At 72.6% G+C, this 16388-nt stretch carries 15 protein-coding genes; 9 read left to right on the top strand and 6 right to left on the bottom strand.

What is annotated here, in order from left to right; translation table 11 throughout:
* Nucleotides 1-187: 187 nt before the first annotated feature.
* Nucleotides 188-1924 carry a glycerol-3-phosphate dehydrogenase/oxidase gene (locus tag ABFY03_RS23100; protein WP_319010162.1) on the bottom strand — a complete coding sequence of 579 codons (1737 nt, stop codon included), beginning with the start codon at nt 1922-1924 and terminating at the stop codon, nt 188-190.
* Nucleotides 1925-2177: 253 nt separating this feature from the next.
* Between ABFY03_RS23100 and ABFY03_RS23095 the strand changes: the two genes are divergently transcribed.
* Together ABFY03_RS23095 and ABFY03_RS23090 are read left to right on the top strand one after the other, a co-directional pair.
* Nucleotides 2178-3419, top strand: coding sequence for a nucleotide sugar dehydrogenase (locus tag ABFY03_RS23095; RefSeq protein WP_319010163.1), 1242 nt, complete (start codon nt 2178-2180; stop codon nt 3417-3419).
* Between the two features lie 97 nt (nt 3420-3516).
* On the top strand, nt 3517-4107 hold the full coding sequence (locus tag ABFY03_RS23090; protein WP_319010164.1) for a hypothetical protein: 591 nt from the start codon (nt 3517-3519) through the stop codon (nt 4105-4107).
* Between the two features lie 74 nt (nt 4108-4181).
* On the opposite strand, the gene ABFY03_RS23085 is transcribed toward ABFY03_RS23090, so the two are convergent.
* From ABFY03_RS23085 to ABFY03_RS23070, 4 genes are all read right to left on the bottom strand, one after another.
* Nucleotides 4182-5306, bottom strand: a complete 1125-nt coding sequence (locus tag ABFY03_RS23085) for a GuaB3 family IMP dehydrogenase-related protein (protein WP_150230835.1) — start codon at nt 5304-5306, stop codon at nt 4182-4184.
* A gap of 106 nt (nt 5307-5412) precedes the next feature.
* Nucleotides 5413-6915 (bottom strand): IMP dehydrogenase, encoded by a 1503-nt coding sequence (guaB, locus tag ABFY03_RS23080; protein WP_319010165.1) that lies wholly within the window; start codon nt 6913-6915, stop codon nt 5413-5415.
* Between the two features lie 140 nt (nt 6916-7055).
* Complete coding sequence (locus tag ABFY03_RS23075) at nt 7056-7658, bottom strand: sigma-70 family RNA polymerase sigma factor (RefSeq protein ID WP_030750140.1); 603 nt, start codon at nt 7656-7658, stop codon at nt 7056-7058.
* Nucleotides 7659-7889: 231 nt separating this feature from the next.
* Nucleotides 7890-8501: a response regulator transcription factor gene (locus tag ABFY03_RS23070; RefSeq protein WP_003948568.1), complete on the bottom strand. Its 612-nt coding sequence runs from the start codon at nt 8499-8501 to the stop codon at nt 7890-7892.
* Nucleotides 8502-8938: 437 nt separating this feature from the next.
* Between ABFY03_RS23070 and ABFY03_RS23065 the strand changes: the two genes are divergently transcribed.
* Nucleotides 8939-9313 (top strand): WhiB family transcriptional regulator, encoded by a 375-nt coding sequence (locus tag ABFY03_RS23065; protein ID WP_319010166.1) that lies wholly within the window; start codon nt 8939-8941, stop codon nt 9311-9313.
* Nucleotides 9314-9394: 81 nt separating this feature from the next.
* Here ABFY03_RS23065 and ABFY03_RS23060 read toward each other — a convergent pair whose 3' ends face one another.
* The gene (locus ABFY03_RS23060; protein WP_319010167.1) at nt 9395-10294 is read right to left on the bottom strand and encodes a LysR family transcriptional regulator; all 900 of its coding nucleotides are present in this window, start codon (nt 10292-10294) and stop codon (nt 9395-9397) included.
* A gap of 90 nt (nt 10295-10384) precedes the next feature.
* On the opposite strand from ABFY03_RS23060, the gene ABFY03_RS23055 reads away from it, so the two are divergent.
* The 6 genes from ABFY03_RS23055 (at nt 10385) to ABFY03_RS23030 (ending at nt 16382) form a co-directional block, all read left to right on the top strand.
* Nucleotides 10385-11071: an MOSC domain-containing protein gene (locus ABFY03_RS23055; protein ID WP_346170743.1), complete on the top strand. Its 687-nt coding sequence runs from the start codon at nt 10385-10387 to the stop codon at nt 11069-11071.
* Between the two features lie 94 nt (nt 11072-11165).
* Nucleotides 11166-11939 carry an SDR family NAD(P)-dependent oxidoreductase gene (locus tag ABFY03_RS23050; RefSeq protein ID WP_346170742.1) on the top strand — a complete coding sequence of 258 codons (774 nt, stop codon included), beginning with the start codon at nt 11166-11168 and terminating at the stop codon, nt 11937-11939.
* A gap of 126 nt (nt 11940-12065) precedes the next feature.
* Complete coding sequence (locus ABFY03_RS23045) at nt 12066-13175, top strand: substrate-binding domain-containing protein (protein ID WP_319010170.1); 1110 nt, start codon at nt 12066-12068, stop codon at nt 13173-13175.
* A gap of 150 nt (nt 13176-13325) precedes the next feature.
* Complete coding sequence (locus ABFY03_RS23040; RefSeq protein WP_346170741.1) at nt 13326-14642, top strand: ABC transporter substrate-binding protein; 1317 nt, start codon at nt 13326-13328, stop codon at nt 14640-14642.
* A gap of 4 nt (nt 14643-14646) precedes the next feature.
* Entirely contained in the window at nt 14647-15537 is an 891-nt protein-coding gene (locus ABFY03_RS23035; protein WP_319010172.1) for a carbohydrate ABC transporter permease, read from the top strand.
* Complete coding sequence (locus ABFY03_RS23030) at nt 15534-16382, top strand: carbohydrate ABC transporter permease (protein WP_319010173.1); 849 nt, start codon at nt 15534-15536, stop codon at nt 16380-16382. The genes ABFY03_RS23035 and ABFY03_RS23030 overlap by 4 nt, the downstream gene beginning before the upstream one ends.
* The last annotated feature ends 6 nt before the right edge of the window (nt 16383-16388 follow it).

Below are 16388 nucleotides of genomic sequence, written 5' to 3'. Positions count from 1 at the left end.
TGCGATCCCTGATCTCCGCCGCGCCCGCCGCACTCCGCACGCTGCGGCAACCCGCCCTGGAAGAGAGCCCATTGTCCCTCACCTCGCGGCGGGCGGCGCCCCCGGGTCCAGACTCCGGTATGACGACGCGCCACCGGTGCCCCCGGGTTCCCTCCCGTACCGGACGTACCGTCAGACGGAGCCCCCGTCAGATCGGGACGATGTCGGGCGCACCGAGCCGCGCGGCGTCCGCCGTCTGGTCGTCGGGCTGCCGCTGGGACTCCCGCTCCGCCTCGACCCGCTTCCGGTAGTGCTCGATCTCTCTCTCGGTCTGTCCCTCGTCCCAGCCGAGGACCGGCGCCATCAGCTCCGCCGCCTCGCGCGCGCTGCGGGTGCCGCGGTCGAAGGTCTCGATGGAGACGCGGGTGCGCCGGGTGAGGACGTCGTCGAGGTGGCGGGCGCCCTCGTGCGAGGCCGCGTAGACGACCTCGGCGCGCAGGTAGTCGTCGGCCCCGGCGAGCGGTTCGCCGAGCGAGGGGTCCTCGGCGACGAGGGCGAGCAGTTCCTCCGTCAGGGAGCCGTACCGGTTGAGCAGATGCTCGACGCGGACGACGTGCAGGCCGGTGCGGGCGGCGATCCCGGCCCGCGCGTTCCACAGCGCCCGGTAGCCCTCGGCCCCGATCAGCGGGGTGTCCTCGGTGACGCAGGGGGCGACCCCTCCCCAGCCGCTCCGCCCCGAGGACCCTCCGAAGCCGAGGCCGTGCACGGCCTCGTCGACGGCGTCCTTCGCCATCACCCGGTAGGTCGTGTACTTACCGCCGGCGACGACGACCAGGCCGGGAACGGGATGGGCGACGGTGTGCTCGCGGGAGAGCTTGCTGGTGGCGTCGGACTCGCCGGCGAGCAGGGGGCGCAGACCGGCGTAGACGCCCTGGACGTCGTCGCGGGAGAGCGGGGTGGCGAGCACGGTGTTGACGTGTTCGAGCAGGTAGTCGATGTCGGCGCTGGAGGCGGCGGGGTGGGCCTTGTCGAGGTCCCAGTCGGTGTCGGTGGTGCCGATGATCCAGTGCCGGCCCCAGGGGATGACGAAGAGGACGGACTTCTCGGTGCGCAGGATGAGGCCGGTGGTGGAGTGGATCCGGTCCTTGGGGACGACGAGGTGGATGCCCTTGGAGGCGCGGACGTGGAACTGGCCGCGTTCGCCGATGAGGGCCTGGGTGTCGTCGGTCCACACCCCGGTGGCGTTGACGATCTGCTTGGCCCGGATGACGTACTCGCCGCCGGTCTCGACGTCCTGGACGCGGGCGCCGACGACCCGCTCGCCCTCCCGGAGGAAACCGGTGACGCGGGCCCGGGCGGCGGCCAGGGCGCCGTAGGAGGCGGCGGTGCGGACGAGGGTGAGGACGAAGCGGGCGTCGTCCATCTGGGCGTCGTAGTACTGGAGGGCGCCGGTGAGGGCGTCCCGCCGCAGGCAGGGGGCGACACGGAGGGCGCCCTTGCGGCTGAGGTGGCGGTGGACGGGGAGGCCGCGGCCGTGCCCGGAGGAGACGGACATGGCGTCGTACAGGGCGACGCCGGAGCCCGCGTAGACCCGCTCCCAGGCCCGGTGCTGGAGCGGGTAGAGGAACGGCACCGGCTTCACCAGGTGGGGGGCGAGCCGCCCGAGGAGCAGTCCGCGCTCCTTGAGGGCCTCGCGGACCAGGGCGAAGTCGAGCATCTCCAGGTAGCGGAGGCCGCCGTGGATGAGCTTGCTGGAGCGGCTGGAGGTGCCGGAGGCCCAGTCGCGGGCCTCGACGATGCCGGTGGAGAGCCCGCGCGTGACCGCGTCGAGGGCGGTGCCGGCGCCGACCACGCCGCCGCCGACGACGAGCACGTCCAGCTCGCGCTCGGCCATGGCCGTCAGCGCCGCGGCGCGCTCGGCGGGTCCCAGTGTCGCTGTCCTCACGGCTGCCGCCTCCCGTCGTCGTGCGTCCCGGCTGTCCCTCGTCGTCGCAGCGGTGAACCGGACCGCGTGTGGCCCGGCTCACAGTCCCGATTCTGGACCGGTCCGGCGGCTTCGGCCACCGCCCCCGCACAGACCTGTGGATAACACTCGGCGACCTTCGATCATGCAATGCCGCATATCGGTCATATTTACTCCTAGTCTGACATTGCGTACGCACGTCGTCACGGCTACCGGGAAGGACGGCCCACCCCCCATGCCCGCAGACCTCGCCGTCATCGGCCTCGGCCACCACGGACTCCCCCTCGCCCAGGCCGCGACCGCCGCGGGCATCGCCACCGCCGGCTTCGACACCGATCCCGGCCCGGTCGCCGAACTCACCGCGGGCCGGCCCCCGGTCGACGGCTCCCTCACCGCCTCCGAGCTCCGCCGGATGCTCTCCGGCGGCTTCCGGGCCACCACCGACCCGGCCGAACTCGGCCGGGTCCGCACCGCGGTGATCTGCGCCGCCACCCCGCCCGGCCCCGACGGCGGCCTCGACCTCACGGCCGTCACCGACGCCGCCCGCGCGCTCGCCGCCCGGCTCCGCCCCCACACCACCGTCGTCCTGGAGTCCCCCGTCCCGCCCGGCACCACCGAGGGCCCGCTCCGCGCGCTCCTGGAGGAGGGCTCGGGCCTGCGGGCCGGCCGCGACTTCCACCTCGCGTACTCCCCCGGCCGCGTCGACCCCGGCGCGCGCCTGCCCGGCCTCGCCGGCACCCCGAAGGTCATCGGCGGCCTCACGCCCGCGTGCACCGAGTCCGCCGCCGCCTTCTACGGCCGCTTCACCGACAAGGTGGTCCGCGCCCGCGGCCCCCGCGAGGCCGAGACGGTCAAACTCCTGGAGACCAACTTCCGGCACGTCAACATCGCCCTCGTCAACGAGATGGCGGTGCTCTGCCACGAACTCGGCGTGGACCTCTGGGACGTCATCCGCTGCGCCGAGACCAAGCCCTTCGGCTTCCAGGCGTTCCGCCCCGGCCCCGGCGTCGGCGGCCACGGCGTCCCCGTCGAGCGGCTCGGCGGCCACCACCCGCTCCGCCTCGTCGAACTCGCCGGCCAGGTCAACCAGCGGATGCCGCGGTACGTCGTCCAGCGCGCCGCCGCGCTCCTCAACGAGCACGGCAAGTCCGCCCGCGGCGCCCGGATCCTGCTGCTCGGCATCACGTACAAGCCCGACCTCGCCGACCGCGAGGGCTCCCCCGCCGACGAGATCGCCCACCGCCTCATGGACCTCGGCGCGACGGTCAGCTTCCACGACCCGCACGTCCCCGACTGGCGGGTGCGCGACCTCCCCGTCCCCCGCGCCGACTCCCTCTACGAGGCCGCCGCCCACGCCGACCTGACGGTCCTGCTCCAGCACCACCGCGTCTACGACCTCCAGGGCCTCGCCGTGAAGGCCCAGCTCCTCCTCGACACCCGCGGCGCCACCCCCGCCGGCACCGCGCACCGGCTCTGAACCCAGGTAACAGGTGGGCCACTGTCGGAGCGGGCTGCTAGTCTCCCGCCCCATTGGTCGCACACCCGTGCGGCATCCGTCTTGGGGGACCACCACCATGAGCCAGCCCGTTCCGCCGCCCGGCAACCCGTACGCCCAGGGCGCGCCCGGCCAGCAGCCCGCTGGCCAGAACCCGTTCGCGCCGGGCGCGCCCCAGCAGCCCGCGGGGCAGAACCCGTTCGGTCAGGCTCCCGACGGCCAGAACCCGTTCGGCGCCTACCCGCCGGCGCCCGCGCCCCGCCGGAACAACATCGGCCTCGGCATCCTCGCCGCCGTCGTCGCCGCGCTGGTCACCGCCGGCATCTACGGCGCCGTCCTGGGCGGCGTCGAGGTCGAGATCGGCTGGGCCGCGGTCGGCGTCGGCTTCGCGGTCGGCTTCGCCGCCGGCAAGGTCGGCGGCACCAACCCCGTGCTGCCGATCGTCAGCGCGGTCCTGGCCCTCGGGGCCGTCTACCTCGGCCAGCTCGTCGGCATCGCGGTCTTCGCCTCCAAGGAGTTCGGCCTCTCCTTCACCGAGCTCTTCTTCCAGCAGTTCGGCATGCTGACCGACGCGTGGAACGAGGGCAAGGACGCCATGACCTTCCTCTTCCTCGCGCTCGGCCCCGTCGCCGCCTTCTCCGGCGCCCGGAAGGCCGGCGCCTCCGACTGACCGGAGCACGCGCGCGTACGGGAGAGGGCCCCGCACCGGTCGGTGCGGGGCCCTCTCCCGTACGACGGGAAGCGTCAGCGGCGGTGCTGCGAGTCCGCGACGGTCACCTCGACGCGCTGGAACTCCTTGAGCTCGCTGTAGCCCGTGGTGGCCATCGCGCGGCGCAGGGCGCCGAAGAAGTTCATCGAGCCGTCCGGGGTGTGCGACGGACCGGTGAGGATCTCCTCGGTGGTGCCGACGATGCCCAGGTCGACCAGCTTGCCGCGCGGCACGTCCTCGTGAACGGCCTCCATGCCCCAGTGGTGGCCCTTGCCCGGCGCGTCGGTGCCGCGCGCCAGCGGGGAGCCGATCATCACGGCGTCCGCGCCGCAGGCGATCGCCTTCGGCAGGTCGCCGGACCAGCCCACGCCGCCGTCGGCGATGACGTGCACGTACCGGCCGCCGGACTCGTCCATGTAGTCGCGGCGGGCCGCGGCCACGTCGGCGACGGCGGTCGCCATCGGGACCTGGATGCCCAGCACGTTCCGGGTGGTGTGCGCGGCGCCGCCGCCGAAGCCGACCAGGACGCCCGCGGCGCCGGTCCGCATCAGGTGCAGGGCGGCGGTGTACGTGGCGCAGCCGCCGACGATGACCGGGACGTCCAGCTCGTAGATGAACTGCTTCAGGTTGAGCGGCTCGGCCGCGCCGGAGACGTGCTCGGCGGAGACCGTGGTGCCGCGGATGACGAAGATGTCCACGCCCGCGTCGACGACGGCCTTGGAGAACTGGGCGGTGCGCTGCGGGGAGAGCGCAGCGGCGGTGACGACGCCGGAGTCGCGCACCTCCTTGATGCGCTGCCCGATCAGCTCCTCCTTGATCGGAGCGGCGTAGATCTCCTGCAGACGGCGGGTGGCGGTGGCCTCGTCCAGCTCGGCGATCTCGTCGAGCAGCGGCTGCGGGTCCTCGTAGCGGGTCCACAGGCCTTCGAGGTTCAGCACGCCCAGACCACCGAGCTCGCCGATCCGGATGGCGGTCTGCGGGGAGACGACCGAGTCCATCGGGGCGGCCAGGAAGGGCAGCTCGAAGCGGTAGGCGTCGATCTGCCAGGCGATCGAGACCTCCTTCGGGTCCCGGGTGCGCCGGCTCGGTACGACGGCGATGTCGTCGAACGCGTACGCCCTGCGGCCGCGCTTGCCGCGCCCGATCTCGATCTCAGTCACGATATGTGGCCTTTCCCTCTATGTCTGCGCCTACCAGTATCCCCGACACACGCGTGGGGGGCGGCTCCGGCCACATGCCGGAACCGCCCCCTCCCGTCCGCGCGGACTACTTCCTGCTGTAGTTCGGCGCCTCGACCGTCATCTGGATGTCGTGCGGGTGGCTCTCCTTGAGGCCCGCCGAGGTGATCCGGACGAAGCGGCCCTTGGACTCCATCTCCTCGATGGTGGCGGCGCCCACGTAGCCCATCGTCTGGCGCAGGCCGCCGACCAGCTGGTGCACCACGGAGGAGAGCGGACCGCGGTACGGCACCTGGCCCTCGATGCCCTCGGGCACAAGCTTGTCGTCGGAGGTGACGTCGGCCTGGAAGTAGCGGTCCTTCGAGTAGGACCTGCCCTGGCCACGGGACTGCATGGCGCCGAGCGAGCCCATGCCGCGGTACGACTTGAACTGCTTGCCGTTGATGAAGAGCAGCTCGCCGGGCGACTCCTCGCAGCCCGCGAGGAGGCTGCCGAGCATCACGGTGTCGGCGCCGGCGGCGAGCGCCTTGCCGATGTCGCCGGAGTACTGGAGGCCGCCGTCGCCGATCAGCGGGACGCCGGCGGCGCGGGCCGCGAGACCCGCCTCGTAGATCGCGGTGACCTGCGGGACGCCGATGCCGGCGACGACGCGGGTGGTGCAGATGGAGCCGGGGCCGACGCCGACCTTGATGCCGTCGACACCGGCGTCGATCATCGCCTGGGCGCCGTCGCGGGTGGCGACGTTGCCGCCGATCACGTCGACGTTCACGCTCGACTTGATCTTCGCCATCCAGCTCAGGGCGTTGCTGTTGTGGCCGTGCGAGGTGTCGACGATGAGGAAGTCGACGCCGACGGCGGCGAGCGCCTGGGCGCGCTCCAGCGCCTCGGGGCTGGCGCCGACGGCCGCGCCGACGAGCAGCCGGCCCTCGGCGTCCTTGGCGGCGTTCGGGTACTTCTCCGCCTTGACGAAGTCCTTGACGGTGATGAGGCCCTTGAGCACGCCCTCGTCGTCGACGAGCGGCAGCTTCTCGATCTTGTGGCGGCGCAGCAGCTCCATGGCGTCGACGCCGGAGATGCCGACCTTGCCGGTGACCAGCGGCATCGGCGTCATGACCTCGCGGACCTGACGGCTGCGGTCGGTCTCGAAGGCCATGTCGCGGTTGGTCACGATGCCGAGGAGCTTGCCGTCGGGGGCGGTGACCGGGACGCCGCTGATGCGGAACTTGGCGCAGAGGGCGTCGGCCTCGGCGAGGGTCGCCTCCGGGTGGACCGTGATCGGGTCGGTCACCATGCCGGACTCGGACCGCTTGACGAGGTCCACCTGGTTGACCTGGTCCTCGATGGAGAGGTTCCGGTGGAGCACGCCGACGCCGCCCAGACGGGCCATGGCGATCGCCATGCGGGACTCGGTCACCTTGTCCATCGCCGCGGACAGCAGCGGGATGTTGACCCGGACGTTACGAGAGATGCGGGACGAGGTGTCGACCGCGTTGGGGAGAACCTCGGAGGCTCCCGGCAGCAGCAGCACGTCGTCGTAGGTCAGCCCGAGTGTCGCGAATTTTTCGGGCACTCCGTCGACGTTGGCAGTCATGACACCTTCCCAAATGGCCTTGATCGGTGCGGGATGTCCATGCTAACGGGCCCGAGCGGTGTCTCATTCCACGATCAAGATCAGCGGCAAGCTTTGGACCTTCGTACGTGTACGCAGGGGACGGTGCCGCCCGGTGGGGCCTACTGCTCGGCCAGGGCCCGCAGCCGGCTGAGGGCGCGGTGCTGGGCGACCCGGACGGCGCCCGGGGACATGCCGAGCATCTGGCCGGTCTCCTCGGCGGTCAGCCCGACCGCGACCCGGAGGACGAGGAGCTCGCGCTGGTTCTCCGGGAGGTTGGCGAGGAGCTTCTTGGCCCATTCGGCGTCGTCGCTGAGGAGGGCGCGCTCCTCGGGGCCGAGGGAGTCGTCGGGCCGCTCGGGCATCTCGTCGGAGGGCACGGCGGTGGAGCCGGGGTGCCGCATGGCGGCGCGCTGGAGGTCGGCGACCTTGTGTCCGGCGATGGCGAAGACGAACGCCTCGAAGGGGCGGCCGGTGTCCTTGTAGCGGGGCAGGGCCATCAGGACGGCGACGCAGACCTCCTGCGCGAGGTCCTCGACGAAGTGGCGGGCGTCACCGGGGAGCCGGTTGAGCCGGGTGCGGCAGTAGCGCAGCGCGAGGGGGTGGACGCGCGCGAGCAGGTCGTGGGTGGCCTGCGCGTCCCCTTCGACGGCACGGTGGACGAGCGCACCGATCTCCCCCTGCCCGGCAGGCATGGGGGAACCCATGGTCTCGTCGTCGCGCATCGCTCCATGGTGCCTTGACGCCTGTCCGTCCGCGGCACCGTGTCCGTAGTTGTGCACCGAAGCGTTATGAGCAGGTGCGCCGGGATTCATCTCTGGCGCCCTCCCCTTCCGCTCGATCGACTCGTCCCCGAGGAACTCCACACCTCAAGGATGCGGCATCGGGCGGGGAATCGACACAGGCCCGCCCCGTCCGCCGCTCGGCGGACGGGGAGGAGGCGTGCGTCCGCCGGTTCAGCGGACCAGGCCCCAGCGGAATCCGAGCGCGACGGCGTGCGCCCGGTCGGAGGCGCCGAGCTTCTTGAAGAGGCGGCGGGCGTGGGTCTTGACGGTGTCCTCGGAGAGGAAGAGCTCGCGCCCGATCTCCGCGTTGGACCGGCCGTGGCTCATGCCTTCGAGGACCTGGATCTCGCGCGCGGTGAGGGTGGGCGCGGCGCCCATCTCGGCCGAACGGAGCCGGCGCGGGGCGAGCCGCCAGGTCGGGTCGGCGAGCGCCTGGGTGACGGTGGCCCGCAGCTCGGCGCGCGAGGCGTCCTTGTGCAGGTAGCCACGGGCACCGGCGGCGACCGCGAGGGCGACGCCGTCGAGGTCCTCGGCGACGGTGAGCATGATGATCCGGGCGCCGGGGTCGGCGGAGAGCAGCCGGCGGACGGTTTCCACACCGCCGAGGCCGGGCATGCGCACATCCATCAGGATCAGGTCCGAGCGGTCGGCGCCCCAGCGGCGGAGGACTTCCTCGCCGTTGGCCGCGGTGGTCACGCGCTCGACGCCGGGCACGGTCGCGACCGCGCGGCGAAGCGCCTCTCGGGCAAGCGGGGAGTCGTCGCAGACGAGGACGGACGTCATGACTGACCTCCGCGACTCTCGCGGCTGATGCGCGTCACCTTGGGCCTCCAGGGCTGGTACGTATCGTCACCTGCGCGGTTGACGCTCCCGGACACCTGCCCGATCGCTTGTTCATTCAACCGCCTCGCACTCTCAACGATGGTCACTCGAAAGAGTTACGGGTCGGACGAGACCTTCGGCACTCCATGTGAGGGGCCGTGCACGGAGAAGAGCGTCGCAGGTCGTGCGTCCACACAGCAGAAGCTATGCCCCATTTAGCGGGTTTTCTTCCCTTTTCGCGGTGTCTGTGGCTAGATTCGCAATGAGTCATATTTACATCTACTTCGACAGTAGTCGGACACATCCGGCCCGACCGGGGCCCGAGGAACCCCGGGGCGACCGCCACTTCCCGCCCACCCACCAACCCGTTTCGACACGGTTTCAAGGGGACTAGCGCAATGGCAGATTTCTCCCGCCTTCCCGGACCCAACGCCGATCTGTGGGACTGGCAACTGCTCGCGGCCTGCCGCGGGGTCGACAGCTCCCTGTTCTTCCACCCCGAGGGAGAGCGCGGCGCGGCACGGAGTGCGCGTGAGAACTCGGCAAAAGAGGTCTGCATGCGGTGCCCGGTCCGCGCGCAGTGCGCGGCACACGCACTCGCCGTGCGGGAGCCCTACGGCGTCTGGGGCGGCCTCACCGAGGACGAACGCGAAGAACTCATGGGACGCGCGCGCAACCGTCTGATCACGGCGGCGCCGGCGACGGCGATCGCCGGACGGGCCGCGCCCACGGCGGCGTCGGCCGCCGGACGATCGACCGTGGGACATGCGTGAAGGAACGTTTCCTCGTGAGCTGAGGCCCTGACTCGGGGCCTCCGGGAACCCGGGCGCACGCGCGCGTGGCCCCGGGCGGGGCTACGCCCGCGTGGCGGCCCGGGACAGCTCGTCGAGGGTGGCCGCGACCGCCGGGACCTGGGCCAGGTCCGGCAGGGTCAGCGCCACGATCTCCCGCTCCACGGCAGGCTCGACGGCCACGGTCCGCGCGCCCTTGGGCCGTACGGACTCGATGGCCAGCTCCGGCAGGACGGCCACGCCGAGCCCCGCGCCGACCAGCCCCACCACGGCCGGGTAGTCGTCGGTGGCGAAGTCGATGCGCGGGGCGAAGCCGGCCTCCTCGCAGACGTCGACGAGCTGCCGGCGGCACCGGGGACAGCCGGCGATCCAGGAGTCCCCGGCGAGCTCGGCGATGGAGACCGAGCCGGCGCCGGCGAGCGGGTGCGCCTCCGGGACCAGGCCGACCAGCCGGTCGGTGAGCAGCGGGCGGACCACCAGGTCGTCCCACTCGCCGGCGGCCTGGCCGGACCCGTACCGGAAGGCGAGGGCGATGTCGCAGTCGCCCTCGCGGAGCATCTCGACGGAGCGCGGCGGCTCGGCCTCGACGAGGGAGACCCGGGTGCCGGGGTGGGCGGCGCGCAGGGCGGCGAGCGCGGTGGGGACGAGGGTGGAGCTGCCGCTGGGGAAGGAGACCAGGCGGACCCGGCCGGCCCGCAGCCCGGCGATGGCGGCGACCTCCTCCTCGGCGGCGGTGAGTCCGGCGAGGATGCCGGCGGCGTGCCGGACGAGGACCTCGCCGGCCTGGGTGAGGCGCATCTCGCGGCCGGTCCGGATGAGCAGCGGGGTGCCGGCCGAGGACTCCAGGGCCTTCATCTGCTGGCTGACGGCGGGCTGGGTGCAGCCGAGTTCGCGCGCGGCGGCGGAGAAGGAGCCGGTGGCGGCGACGGCCCGCAGGACGCGGAGATGGCGTGCCTCGATCATGGGTCGAGCATAAGCGACTCTTGGATTCGGGTGCGAATCTTCGATCAGATCTTTGAGGCCGAGGGGTCGGGTCGTGCCTACGCTGCCCCCATGACGACCTTGCTGAGTGTGAACGCGGGACGGGCGAAGCGCGTCGCCTACACCGATGCCGCCTCCGGGACGACGGGCATCGACAAGCGCCCCGTCGACGGCCCCGTACGGATCGAGTCGCCCGGGCCCAACGGCGTCGGGGCGAGCGGCGTCGCCGGGGACGACGTGTGCGACCTGCGCTACCACGGGGGCGCCGACCGCGCGGCGTACGCCTTCGCCCGCGAGGACCTGGACCGCTGGGAGCGGGAGCTGGGCCGGGAGCTGGCGAACGGCTCCTTCGGGGAGAACCTGACGACGGCCGGCCTGGACGTGAACGGGGCGCTGATCGGCGAGCGCTGGCGGATCGGCGCGTCGCTGATCGTCGAGGTCACCGGCGGCCGGGTCCCGTGCCGCACCTTCCAGGGGCACCTGGAGGAGCGGGGGATCGACCCCAGGGGCTGGGTGAAGCGGTTCACCCAGGCCGGCCGGCCGGGCGCGCTGCTGCGGGTGATCGAGCCGGGCGAGGTGCGGGCCGGCGACCCGGTCACGGTGGTGCACCGGCCCGACCACGAGATCACGGTCGCCTTCCTGCACCGGGCGGCCACGACCGAGCGGGAGCGGCTCGCGGAGACGCTGGTGGCCGCCGAGTGGATGGAGTCCGGCCTGCTCGCGGCGGCCCGCAAGCATGTGGAGAAGTACGGCTCCTGAGACCGGGGCCGTACGGGCGGGCGGGCGGAGCCACGGGGCGGGGCCGGGGCCGCAGGGGCGCGGGGGCGTCGGTTCCGGGCACTACGGTTCCGGTATGACCACTGCACTGATCACGGGAGCCACCGCCGGCATCGGCGCCGCCTTCGCGCGGCGGCTGGCGGCCGACGGCCATGACGTCGTCCTGGTGGCGCGGGACCTGAAGCGCCTTCGGGAGCAGGCGACCGAGCTGCACGACCGGCACGGGGTGGAGGCCGAGGTGCTCGCCGCGGACCTCTCCTCCGAGGACGGGATCGGCGCGGTCGAGGCCCGGCTCTCCGACCCGCGCCGGCCGGTCGACCTGCTGGTGAACAACGCGGGCTTCGGCAACAAGGGCCGCTTCCTCGACGTGTCGATGGCCGACGAGCTGCGGATGCTGACCGTGCACTGCGAGGCGGTGCTGCGGCTGACCTCGGCCGCGGCCGCCGCGATGAAGGGGCGCGGGCGGGGCGGGGTGGTCAACGTGGCCTCGGTGGCGGCCTTCGTGCCGCGCGGCACCTACGGGGCCTCGAAGGCGTGGGTCGTGCAGTTCACCCAGGGCGCGGCCCGGGACCTCGCGGGCAGCGGGGTGCGGCTGATGGCGCTCTGCCCCGGCTTCGTGCGCACCGAGTTCCACGAGCGGGCCGGGATGGGGACGGACAACATCCCCGGCTGGATGTGGCTCGACGCGGACAAGCTGGTGGCGGCGGCCCTGTCGGACCTGGCGCGGGGCAGGACCCTGTCGATCCCGGACCCGCGCTACAAGGCCCTGATGGGCGTGGTGAAGCTGGCGCCGCGCGCGCTGCTCGGCGGGGTGTCGTCGAAGGCGGGCCGCAAGTACGGGCCCCAGTAGGCGCCTCCGGTAGGCCCGTCCTCGATCGAGTCGTCAAGAGATTCGGAGCGAATGATCGAAACTCCCGCCGTTCGATCATTTTCGTCTAAGGTCGGGGAACCACCACACCGCGAGGGGGAACCGCACGTGCGCGAGAGTGCCGCCGAACGACACGCCCGACTGCTGGACCTGGTCCGCGAGCGCGGCACGGTCCGCGTCGCCGAGCTGGCCGGCCTCCTGGGGGTCTCCCCCGTCACCGCCCGCCGCGACGCGGAGGCGCTGGCCTCGCGGGGCCTGCTCGACCGGGTGCACGGCCAGGTCTCCTGGCCGCGCGCCGCCGCGCCGGGCGCCGCGCAGCCCGGGCCGGGCGCGGGCGAGGGGCTGGTGCTCGGGCTGCTCGCGCCCTCCGCCACGTACTACTTCGCCGAGGTCATCCGGGGTGCGCACGAGGCGGCCGCCCGGGCCGGCGCCCGGCTGGTGCTGCGGATCTCGGACTACCGCCCGGAGGAGGACCGCGCCCGCACCGAGGGGCTGCTCGCGGCCGGTGCCGAGGGGGTGCTGGTGGCGCCGGGCTGGCGCGGGCCCGAGGACCGGTACGCGTACGGGGACTGGCTGACCCGGCTGCCGGTGCCGGCCGTGCTGCTGGAGCGGCGGGCCGAGCCGGGCAGCCCGCTCGACGGGCTCGACCGGGTCTCCTCGGACCACGCCCACGGGGTGCTGCTCGCCCTGCGCCACCTGATCGGTCTCGGCCACGCGACCCCGCTGCTGGTGGCCCGCGGGGACTCGCCGACCGCGCTCGCGGTGCGGGCCGGGTACGCGGAGGCGCTGGCCGTGCTGGGCCGGGAGGAGCCCCGGCCGGTGATCGACTCCGTCCCGGCCGAGGCGGATCCGGAGGGGTTCGGGCGCGCGGTGCGGGCGCTGTACGAGGAGGTCCGCTCGGGGCGCGCGAGCGCGGCGCTGGTCCACAACGACGTGGACGCGATCGAGATCGTGCAGCGGCTCGCCCCGCTCGGCGTGCGCGTCCCGGAGGACCTGGCCCTCATCGCGTACGACGACGAGGTCGCCGCGCTGGCCGACACCCCGCTGACGGCGGTCGCCCCGCCCAAGCGGCAGGTGGGCAGGCACGCCACGGAACTGCTGGTGGAGCGGCTGACCGGGGGTGCGGACGAGGAGGCGGCGAGCCGTCACGTGAGCCTGCTGCCGCGGCTGCGGGTGCGGGCGTCCTGCGGGGCCGCCCGCCCGGTGCCGCCGCTCTGACACCGGCCGGGGTGCCGGCCCCGCGGGATGCCCGCACCGCTGATCGATCTGATCTTTTTTCGATCATTCAATCTTTCGCTCTTGACTTCGCTCACGAACGGTCCCAGGATCACGGCCAACCCGTCCGCGCCGCCGATCAGGAGCCGTGCCGTGAGTCTCAGCCGGAGCAGAACGTCCCGCGCCATAGCCGGCGCCGCCACCGCCCTCGCCGTCCTCACGGCCTGCGGCGGAGGCGGTGACGCCGCCGATTCCGCCGCCGGGAAGCCCGTCACGATCACCTTCTGGGGATGGGCCAAGGGCTCGAAGGACGTCGTCGACGCCTTCAACGCCTCCCACACCGACATCGAGGTCACCTTCGAGGAGATCCCCTCCGGCAACGCCGGCGGCTACGCCAAGATCTCCAACGCCGTGAAGGCCGGCAACGCCCCCGACCTGGTCTCCATCGAGTACCCCTCGCTCCCCGAGTTCGTCTCCTCCGGCGCCCTCCAGGAGATCGGCGACGTCTTCCCCGAATCCGCCCGGGCCGGCCTCCTCCCCCAGGCCGTCGACCTCACCACCCTCGGCGGCAAGAACTGGGCCGTCCCCTTCGACGCCGCCCCGCAGGCCCTCTACTACCGCAAGGACCTCTTCGCGCGGCACGGGATCGAGGTCCCCACCACCTGGGACGCGTTCCGGAAGGCCGCCGAGCAGGTGAAGAAGGCCGACGCCAAAGCCCGTATCGCCACCTTCTTCCCCGACGACCCCACCACCTTCGAGGCGATGGCCTGGCAGGCCGGCGCCCAGTGGTTCAAGGCCGAGAACGACACCTGGAAGATCGACACCACCGACCCGGCCACCGCCAAGGTCACCGCCTACTGGCAGGGCCTCCTCGATGCCGGCCTCGTCCACAAGAACGCCTCCTTCAGCCCCGAGTGGACCGGCTCCCTCAAGAACGGCACCACCCTCGCCTACCTCGGCGCCTCCTGGGGCGCCGGCGTCCTCAAGGGCACCCTCCCCGAACAGGCCGGCAAGTGGGCCGTCGCCCCCATGCCCAGCTGGGACGGCAAGCCCGCCTCCGGCATGCTCGGCGGCTCCACCTTCGCCGTCCCGAAGAACAGCACCAAGAAGGCCGCCGCCGTCGAGTTCGCCACCTGGATGGCCACCACCGAGGCGGGCGTCAAGGCCCGCATCGCCTCCGGCACCTCCAGCGCCTTCCCCGCCGCCACCGCCCTGCGCCCCGCCGCCAAGAAGGCGTTCGACGCGAGCTTCTACGGCGGCCAGGACATCTACGCCCTCTTCGAGGCCGCCGGCGCCTCCATCACCCCGCAGTGGTCCTGGGGCCCCACCACCGGCACCACCAACACCGCCATCAAGGACCGCTTCGGCGCCGTCGCCCCCGGCGGCCCCACCCTCGCCGACGCGGTGAAGGCCGGCCACGACGCCACCGTCGCCGAGCTCACCAAGCGCGGCCTTAAGGTCGAGGGCTGAGCGCGTGAAGGCCCGCACCCGTGCCGCGGCACTCCTGCTGACCCCGTTCTTCCTGCTCTTCACCGCGGTGCTGGTGGTGCCGATCGGATACGCGGTCTGGCTCAGCCTCTTCACCGAGAAGCAGTCGGGACTGGGCTTCGGCGGCTCCGAGACCGTCTTCACCGGACTCGGCAACTACGCCGCGGCACTGGGTGACCGGGCCTTCCGCGACGGCTTCGGCGTGCTGCTCGGCTACTGCCTGCTCTACCTGCCGCTGCTGCTCGCCGGGGCCCTCGGCCTCGCCCTGCTCCTCGACACCGCCCTCGCCCGCGCCCGCCGCTTCTTCCAGCTCGCGCTCTTCCTGCCGCACGCCGTCCCCGGCATCATCGCCGCCCTGATCTGGGTCTACCTCTACACGCCCCAGCTCAGCCCGGTCGTCCAGGCGATGGAGGCCGGCGGGATCGGCTTCGACTTCTTCTCCCCCGAGGGCGCGCTGCCGTCCGTCGTCAACATCGCCCTCTGGGAGTGGCTCGGCTACAACCTGATCATCTTCTACGCCGCTCTCCAGGCCATCGACCGCTCCGTCCTCGAAGCCGCCACCGTCGACGGGGCCGGCGCCTGGCGCACCGCCTTCGCCGTCAAGATCCCGCTGCTCCGCGGCTCCCTGGCGATGGTCGGCCTCTTCACCGTGATCGGCTCCCTCCAGCTCTTCACCGAACCGCTGATCCTCAGCAGGGGCACGGGCTCCGCCGTCACCTCCACCTGGACGCCGAACTTGTACGCGTACTCCGCCGCCTTCGACCGCAACGACTACGGCCTGGCCGCGGCCGCCTCGATCCTGCTCGCCCTGACGGCCGCGCTGCTCTCCTTCGCCGTCACCCGCCTCACCCGGGGCCGGAAGGAGAAGACCGCATGAGCGCCCCCCGCTCCCGCTGGCTGTCGAAGACCGCCGTCAACGGCGTCCTCCTCCTCGCCACCTGCTACATGCTCTTCCCGCTGGTCTGGCTGGTCACCGCCGCCACCAAGGACGCCGGCGGCCTCCTCGCCGGGAACGCCTTCTCCTTCGAGGGCTTCGACCTCGGCGGCAACCTCGCCCGGCTCGCCGAGTACCACGACGGCGTCTACTTCCGCTGGTACCTCAACAGCCTCCTGTACGCCGGCGTCGGCGCCGCCGCCTGCGCGCTGATCAGCGTCGCCGCCGGATACGCCTTCCACGTCTACGACTTCCGGGGCAAGGAGAAGCTCTTCGGCCTCGTCCTCCTCGGCGTCCTCGTCCCCACCACCGCGCTCGCCCTGCCGATGTACCTGCTGGCCAGCGAGATCGGCATCGTCAACACCTACGCCGCCGTGCTCCTGCCGGTCCTGGTCAACCCCTTCGGGGTCTACCTCTCCCGGGTGCTGTGCGCCGCCTACGTCCCCGACGAGGCCCTGGAGGCCGCCCGGATCGACGGCGCCGGCGAGCTGCGGGTCTTCTGGTCGATCGGTCTGCGCACGGTCATGCCCGGCTTCGTGACCGTCTTCCTCTTCCAGTTCACCGCCGTCTGGAACAACTTCTTCCTCCCCCTGGTGATGCTCTCGGACCAGAAGCTCTTCCCGCTGAGCCTCGGCCTCTACGCGTGGAACAGCAACGCCCACGCCGAACCGGACTACTACCCCCTCGTCGTCACCGGTTCGCTGCTCGCCGTCGTCCCCCTCGTCGTCGCCTTCGTCTCGCTCCAGCGCCACTGGAAGGCCGGACTGACCGCCGGCAGCGTCAAGTGAGGAGCA

Source organism: Streptomyces roseofulvus (assembly GCF_039534915.1).
Taxonomy (GTDB): domain Bacteria; phylum Actinomycetota; class Actinomycetes; order Streptomycetales; family Streptomycetaceae; genus Streptomyces; species Streptomyces roseofulvus.
This window is presented reverse-complemented; position numbering and strand designations above follow the sequence as displayed.

Excerpts from the sequence above, each read along its gene's own strand:
- ABFY03_RS23065 (WP_319010166.1), top strand. The coding sequence starts at position 8,939 with ATGGCAGATTTCTCCCGCCTTCCCGGACCCAACGCCGATCTGTGGGAC.
- ABFY03_RS23055 (WP_346170743.1), top strand. The coding sequence starts at position 10,385 with ATGACGACCTTGCTGAGTGTGAACGCGGGACGGGCGAAGCGCGTCGCC.
- ABFY03_RS23050 (WP_346170742.1), top strand. The coding sequence starts at position 11,166 with ATGACCACTGCACTGATCACGGGAGCCACCGCCGGCATCGGCGCCGCC.
- ABFY03_RS23095 (WP_319010163.1), top strand. The coding sequence starts at position 2,178 with ATGCCCGCAGACCTCGCCGTCATCGGCCTCGGCCACCACGGACTCCCC.
- guaB (WP_319010165.1), bottom strand. The coding sequence starts at position 6,915 with ATGACTGCCAACGTCGACGGAGTGCCCGAAAAATTCGCGACACTCGGG.
- ABFY03_RS23070 (WP_003948568.1), bottom strand. The coding sequence starts at position 8,501 with ATGACGTCCGTCCTCGTCTGCGACGACTCCCCGCTTGCCCGAGAGGCG.
- ABFY03_RS23060 (WP_319010167.1), bottom strand. The coding sequence starts at position 10,294 with ATGATCGAGGCACGCCATCTCCGCGTCCTGCGGGCCGTCGCCGCCACC.
- ABFY03_RS23075 (WP_030750140.1), bottom strand. The coding sequence starts at position 7,658 with ATGCGCGACGACGAGACCATGGGTTCCCCCATGCCTGCCGGGCAGGGG.
- ABFY03_RS23090 (WP_319010164.1), top strand. The coding sequence starts at position 3,517 with ATGAGCCAGCCCGTTCCGCCGCCCGGCAACCCGTACGCCCAGGGCGCG.
- ABFY03_RS23030 (WP_319010173.1), top strand. The coding sequence starts at position 15,534 with ATGAGCGCCCCCCGCTCCCGCTGGCTGTCGAAGACCGCCGTCAACGGC.